The organism is Clostridium sp. (genome assembly GCF_021372645.1).
Classification (GTDB): domain Bacteria; phylum Bacillota; class Clostridia; order Clostridiales; family Clostridiaceae; genus Clostridium.
The window spans coordinates 47,104-53,208 of the sequence record NZ_JAJFUC010000094.1 but is presented as its reverse complement, the minus strand read 5'-3'; the positions used below and the strand labels follow the sequence as shown (position 1 = coordinate 53,208).

Genomic DNA, 6,105 nt, shown 5'->3' with positions numbered 1-6,105 from the left:
ATTATAACACTTGGAGTTTCTTGTAAAAAAGATAGAAAGAATAAAGTTATAGGTGCTACTAAAACTTTAAAAGGACAACAAGTTAGAATTTACAGTTTATTTAGATCCGGAATCAAATGGTTTAAGAGATGTTATTATTCTTGTAGAAGTGGTTATTATTTAAAATTTTGCTTCACACTCTATGGAAGTTAATGTTTAAAATTTACATTGACAAGATACATTGCCATAACTGAAAGAATATAATTACATTTAATTCTATTTATAATATAATGTTACATTTTATAAAAACAAATAAAACCATAATAAGTTAAATTAGTAGATATTATGGTTTAATTTAAATTTATACAAAACAACTGTACGTAGGTCAGACACTCTAATTATTTTCTAGTGTTTATCTCTGTTTTTGTTTATAGTTGGAGCCCCGTATATTCTAGTTATGAAGTTTTATTCTACTCAAAAATTTTATGCATAGATCGAATTTTTTCTCAATATATTGCTCGTAACAAGTAGTATCTTATTAAGTTAAGTGTCAAAGATATTTTAATATCAATTTCAAGGATAATATGGGTTAGGCTTAAACAAAAGGATAATTAAGTCAATAAGTATACCTATTCCGAAAATCCCACCTGTACAAAGATATAATATCCCCAAAAGTATTCTACCTTCATAAAATTTATGTATTCCTAATACACCTAAAAACAAGCATAAGAAGAATGATATCCATTTATTTTTCGCCACTGTTACTCACCTCTTTAATCACATTTATCTCATTTTAATAGAAACTGGCTTGAGTTGAAAAAGACCGGAAGTTTCATTATATTCTCCAACCGTAGCAATGATATGGATATTAAGACCTGCACCTAAAGTATCTGGAACACTATCTCCTGTGAGATGCAAATCTAAATAATTAACATCTCTAAATTGGAAAGAAGGTCCCGAGACACTAGTTTTATTATAGTCTCCAGTATGAATTAGATAGTCAAATCTTGTTTTATAATCTCCGTGTTGATTCACAGCAGCGGTATTACCATCAAACTCAATTGTTTTTCCAGCATACTTCTTAGCAAATTCTTTAATAAGAGGATTAAACTCATCTTTTGTACTAAGTATTTCTGCCAAATCTTTGCAATTATCTATTGTTAAGAGTTCTACTGTCGTTTTTTTTGCATTTGAATCAGCCTTTGCCTCAGATTCTACTGAACTCTCAGTATCTTTTCCTTTGAATGTGTGATACTTAATAATAACCTCTGCATCTTCAGATATCCATTCATCTGCAGAATAATTGACATCGCCGCCAACAGATACTTCTTCAACTTCTCCATCTTTTGTCATCAAACCTGTAATTAAATCTTCAAGCTTTTCTGTTTTGATGTTCTTGAATCCTTTTGATTTAAAGTCATCAACTACCTTGTTATAATCTTTACCTTTTTGAATCTTTGAACCTGACGGCGTTTTTGCTTCACCTTCATGTTTGTTCGAATTGCCACCACATCCAACTAATGCCATAACCATAATACATGCTAAAAGAACACTAATTATTTTTTTCATTTTTGTTCATCCCCCAATTAACATATTTATCCACCAGTCAATCTACTATAAAATAATTTCTATTTCAACATATATAATCATTACATAAAAACCCAATTAATTCAACGATTACCTATAATCAAAATCTCTTTTCATACTTCTTTCAGTAACATATAAAGTCATATCAACATAAATTTGAATTAAATTCATCCCACTCTGTTTCTAATTTTTTGATTATATGTTTTTCAAAATATATATTAAATGGCCATGCCTTTGATTCCTTTTTTACTCTAATCCATTCAGATTTTAAATATATCTGTGTCAATTTTATAATATTATAACGACTATTACCTACTTGTTCAATAATTGAATCTAGCTGACTATCAATTTCTGTTTTAAATTTTTCCCCATAAAATTCCCCATTAGTTTCCATGAAATATTTATCAATTATTGTTTTTTTCAATTCTTTCAACGCTAATTGATTGCTATTAATTGATGATTCAATAACTTCATTATCTTTATTATAGTAATTAATTAAATAATCTAATAAATTACTATCCGTATATTTATCAAAGTATAGTTTTAGTCCACTTTTTGAATTTTCAATGTTCATTGCCTTATTAATTAATCTCAAATGAACAAACAAATTTAGTTTATTTATAGCTTCTTCAAGTTCAATAAGTATTCTTTTATCAATCACTCCTTTAAAGTTTAAATGTAATTTAATTAACGAACTTGCTCTCAACAAATCTTCTCTAAATTTACTAGCACTTGTTTTATTCACTTCCATTGATTGTATATTATTAAGATCTGATACAATAATAAAATCAGAAACATATTTTCGTAAGGTATTAATCCATTCAACTCTATTGGATGTAATGTTTTCAATGCTTAATTTTTTTTGGGAAATATAGATATTCACCACACCAGCTATAAATGTAAAAAAAACTCCTACAAAAGTTATTATTATTCCGACAAAAGTTACCTTTTCTTTCCCATCTAACGAATTATATAACTCAAAAAAATACATCATAAAACCCTCCTCAAAGTATACATTTTAGTTTATCAACATTATTATAAAATTGAATCACTGGTGCTTTCCAACTTCCCATTATAGACATACTCATCATTTGATAATTTATAATATAATTGTACTACAACTTATACCAAATAACATTATTTTTTCCAAAACTACCTAAATAGTTACACTTAATTTCAAATTATATCCCTTTACGCAAAAAGCACAGACCAACTGTCTATGCTTAAATTAATTCTTTATCAACTTACTTAGACATATTAAAATAAAAACAAATCAGCATGCTTGTTATTTTCTTTAATATACCTTAAATCTTCCTATATGAGTCTATAAACAAAGTTTTCTAGGAACATTTAAAACTATTTTCCTAAAATTAATTCACTAATTTTTCTATATTACAGCTCTATCAAACTTATTCAAATTACAATAATTTTTTCGTAAAATTAAAATGGTCTTGACCGTAATATAATACTGCCAAGACCCTAATCTATTTTCCATTTTCTTTGATATATATATCTTTACCTTTAAACACAATACCAATCTCTTTTATATTTTCTACGCCTCTATTTTCCAAAGTTATAGAATATTTTTTATCTTTGATTTGACTCAATGCTTCTGCTGCTGTCTCCTCTAAAGTCTCATAATCATCTGGATCAAGTTTCTTAAATTCTATAACAATACCTAATTTAGAAGTATCTCTAGGTATTATCATTACATCATATCTGCCATAGCCACTTTCTCTATTAGATAAAACTTCATGAGTATCGTTTAAAGAAATTAACATTCCAACAAAATATTCCTATATATAAATATATAGGAATATTTTAACATATATCTTATTTAGAATATAGACGATTAATTGCACTAATCATCGATTTAATTGATGCTCTTGTAATATTGCTATCAACGCCAACACCAAAGGTCTTCTTTCCTGTATCATTTCTTTCCATATATACATAAGATGCTGCTTTTGCTTCAGAACCAGTACTTAAAGCATGTTCTGTGTAATCTATAATATTAATATTGATTAATCTACTTTCAGCTAGTGAGTTTTTAAATGCATCTATAGGTCCATTTCCTATACCTTCAATTTCCTTTGATTGTCCGTTATGAACTATAGTTACATTTACCTTAGTGTCTTCTTCACCATCGTCATCTGAGATATCAGAAATCGTACATTTAACTAACTTAAATGGTGTTTCTATCTTTAAATATTCCTTTTCAAAAGCTTCCATAACTTCTGCTGGAGATACTTCTCCTTTTTCTTCTGAAAGTTTTTGAATTACATCTGCAAATTCTTTTTGCATAGTCTTTGGAATCTTAAATCCATAACAATGATCCATAACAAAAGCAATTCCACCTTTGCCTGATTGGCTGTTAATTCTAACTAAAGCTTCATATTCTCTGCCTAAGTCACTTGGATCTATTGGCAAATATGGTACTTGCCATATATTATCATGTCTTTCTTGATATTTCTTCATTCCCTTATTTATAGCATCTTGATGTGAACCTGAGAATGCTGTAAATACAAGGTTACCTGCATATGGATGTCTTACATGTACTGGTATTTTAACACATCTTTCATATACTTCTATTATTTCGTTTATATTATCAATATTTAACTTAGGATCAACTCCATGGGAGAACATGTTATATGCAATATTCAATACATCAACATTCCCAGTTCTTTCTCCATTACCAAATAAAGTTCCTTCAACTCTATCAGCTCCTGCTAAAAGAGCAAGTTCTGCATCAGCAACTCCAGTTCCTCTATCATTATGAGGATGTAAACTTACAATTACTCTTTCCCTATCTTTAAAGTTTCTACACATCCATTCAATTTGATCAGCATAAATATTTGGAGTATCCATTTGTACTGTTGATGGAAGATTAACTATAACCTTATTTTCCTTAGTTGCTCCCCATGTATCTAAAACAGCATCACAAATTTCTAGTGCATATTCAACTTCTGTTCCTGTAAAGCTTTCTGGAGAATATTCTAAAAATACCTCTCCATTAAAGTCTTTTGCATATTCTTTAACTAATTTAGTTCCTTCAACTGCAATTTCTTTAATTTCTTCTTTACTCATATTAAATACAACGTCTCTTTGAAGTACTGAAGTTGAATTATATATATGAACAATTGCTTGTTTTACACCCTCTAAAGCTTCAAAAGTTCTTTCAATTAGATGTGGTCTAGCTTGAGTTAATACTTGTACCTTAACGTCATCAGGAATATGATTTTCATCTATTAGTTTTCTTAAAAAGTCATATTCAATTTGTGATGCTGAAGGAAATCCTACTTCAATTTCTTTAAATCCAAGCTTAACAAGTAAATTAAAAAATTCTACTTTTTCATCTACCGTCATTGGATTTATAAGAGCTTGATTTCCATCTCTTAAATCAACACTACACCAAATTGGTGCCTTAGTTATTTCATTATCTGGCCATGTTCTATCCTTTAGTTTTATTGTCTCAAATCTTTTATATTTTTTATAATTTAACATTTAATTAGCCTCCCAAAATATATATTTATTATAATCTTCGCTTCCATGTGCTTTTTAATTTCCAGATACAGTCCTTCAACCACACCTCGAAGCTTAATAATAAATATTATTTTCTTATCTACTTTCTTATTAACCCCACCTATCATCACCTCTTTAAATTTTAAAAACATTACCTGTATTTTACCATACTGTTGATTATATGTAAACATTTCAGTCATTTTTCATAATATTTGTGCACATATTTTATAAATTTATCAAAATATAATCCTTTTTGGATTATATGAATATATTGTATTAAAGTAATTCTTAGGAGTTTCATATGATTTTTTTATCACCATTTTTATTATCTATTTCTTCAAATTTAAACACCTTAAAAGTTTCTTTATCTTATGGAATCAAAAAAATACATTTAACTAAATTTATCACACTATTACTTGCAATAATAACTTCTATGGGTACATTTATTTCCATGTATTTTGGTAAATTAATTCTGCATTTATTTCAACGGTCGCTTGGTAACATATTTGGTGCTATCCTTTTAAGCTTTATTGGAGTTTATTTTATAGTTGAATATATTAGATTAGAAACAAAACATGCTGGCTATGATACTTCTTATTATTTTGAAAGCTCATTGAAATATGAAAATATTTTAGAGGATACTAATGCAATAGATTCTGATAAATCAAATCATATAGATATAAAAGAATGTTTAAATCTTTCTCTTGCTCTTCTACAAAATAATCTATTCACTGGTTTTGCAGCTAGTATGACTGGAATTAGTATTAGTATTAGTGTATTCTTTAATTTTATTATTACTATAGTTAGTGTTTATTTAGGATATTTAAATTCTGATATTTATATCTCAAAATGGTTTAACAAATATTCAAATTTAGTTTCTGGAATAATTTTAATAATTTTAGGAATATATGAAGCCTTTATATAAGGCATAATCAAAAAAAGTGACAATCCAAATCTTAGCTTTGGACTGTCATTTTAACTCTGAGTTTTTATCCTTAATTAATAATTAATTCTTTA

At 27.5% G+C, this 6,105-nt stretch carries 6 protein-coding genes and 1 pseudogene; 2 read left to right on the top strand and 5 right to left on the bottom strand.

Annotation, left to right across the window (positions count from 1 at the left end; all coding sequences use genetic code 11):
• A pseudogene (locus LLF98_RS14160) lies at positions 1–192 on the top strand (transposase); the annotation flags it as partial.
• Positions 193–552: 360 nt separating this feature from the next.
• Here the strand turns inward: LLF98_RS14160 and LLF98_RS14155 are convergent.
• The 5 genes from LLF98_RS14155 to leuA form a co-directional block, all read right to left on the bottom strand.
• Positions 553–738 (bottom strand): TM2 domain-containing protein, encoded by a 186-nt coding sequence (locus LLF98_RS14155; protein WP_291704702.1) that lies wholly within the window; start codon positions 736–738, stop codon positions 553–555.
• A 24-nt stretch (positions 739–762) separates the two neighbouring features.
• Entirely contained in the window at positions 763–1,548 is a 786-nt protein-coding gene (locus LLF98_RS14150) for a DUF4839 domain-containing protein (RefSeq protein ID WP_291704700.1), read from the bottom strand.
• A 163-nt stretch (positions 1,549–1,711) separates the two neighbouring features.
• Entirely contained in the window at positions 1,712–2,560 is an 849-nt protein-coding gene (locus tag LLF98_RS14145) for a hypothetical protein (protein WP_291704698.1), read from the bottom strand.
• A 490-nt stretch (positions 2,561–3,050) separates the two neighbouring features.
• Positions 3,051–3,347 carry a PD-(D/E)XK nuclease domain-containing protein gene (locus tag LLF98_RS14140; RefSeq protein WP_291704697.1) on the bottom strand — a complete coding sequence of 99 codons (297 nt, stop codon included), beginning with the start codon at positions 3,345–3,347 and terminating at the stop codon, positions 3,051–3,053.
• Positions 3,348–3,399: 52 nt separating this feature from the next.
• The gene (leuA, locus tag LLF98_RS14135) at positions 3,400–5,070 is read right to left on the bottom strand and encodes a 2-isopropylmalate synthase (RefSeq protein ID WP_291704695.1); all 1,671 of its coding nucleotides are present in this window, start codon (positions 5,068–5,070) and stop codon (positions 3,400–3,402) included.
• Between the two features lie 319 nt (positions 5,071–5,389).
• Here leuA and LLF98_RS14130 point away from each other — a divergent pair, with 319 nt between their 5' ends.
• Positions 5,390–6,013: a manganese efflux pump gene (locus LLF98_RS14130; protein WP_291704693.1), complete on the top strand. Its 624-nt coding sequence runs from the start codon at positions 5,390–5,392 to the stop codon at positions 6,011–6,013.
• The last annotated feature ends 92 nt before the right edge of the window (positions 6,014–6,105 follow it).